Below are 551 nucleotides of genomic sequence, written 5' to 3'. Positions count from 1 at the left end.
TCGCAAGCAGGAGTAGTAAGTTATGTTCTCCGTCACCACTCACTACTTCTCGCACAATGACTATCAATTTTTCAGGCCGCCACTTTCCGTCAGACATCATCCTTCAATTGGTTCGGTACTATCTCTCTTACAAATTGAGTTATCGTGAAATTGAAGAAATCTATGCAGAACGAGGTATTAATGTTGATCACTCAACATTGAACCGCTGGGTGATTAAGTATGCACCATTGCTAGAACATCGAGCTCGCAAAAATAAGAAGCCAGTGGCTTCTTCGTGGCGGATGGACGAAACCTATATCAACGTCAAAGGCCAATGGAAATATTACTACCGAGCCGTTGATAAATATGGTGATGTAATTGATTTTCTACTGCGTGATAAGCGAGATGAAAAAGCAGCGAGAGCCTTTTTCCAAAAGGCCATCGGCCAACATGGATTACCTGAAAAAGGTGGTGATTGATGGAAGCCATTCCAACGCATTAGCACTGCACAATATCAACGTTGAGCTTTGGCATAGTGGGCACATGCTGAGCCTTATTGAGGTCCTTTCAAT

1 pseudogene is annotated in these 551 nt (G+C 43.0%); it reads left to right on the top strand.

The features are described from left to right. Window positions 1-56: 56 nt before the first annotated feature. A pseudogene (locus C9J12_RS30390) lies at window positions 57-551 on the top strand (IS6 family transposase); the annotation flags it as partial.

Origin of the sequence: Photobacterium frigidiphilum, assembly GCF_003025615.1 — a bacterium.
GTDB lineage: Bacteria > Pseudomonadota > Gammaproteobacteria > Enterobacterales > Vibrionaceae > Photobacterium > Photobacterium frigidiphilum.
The sequence above is the reverse complement of the archived record's forward strand: the minus strand, read 5'-3'. Positions and strand labels throughout refer to the sequence as shown.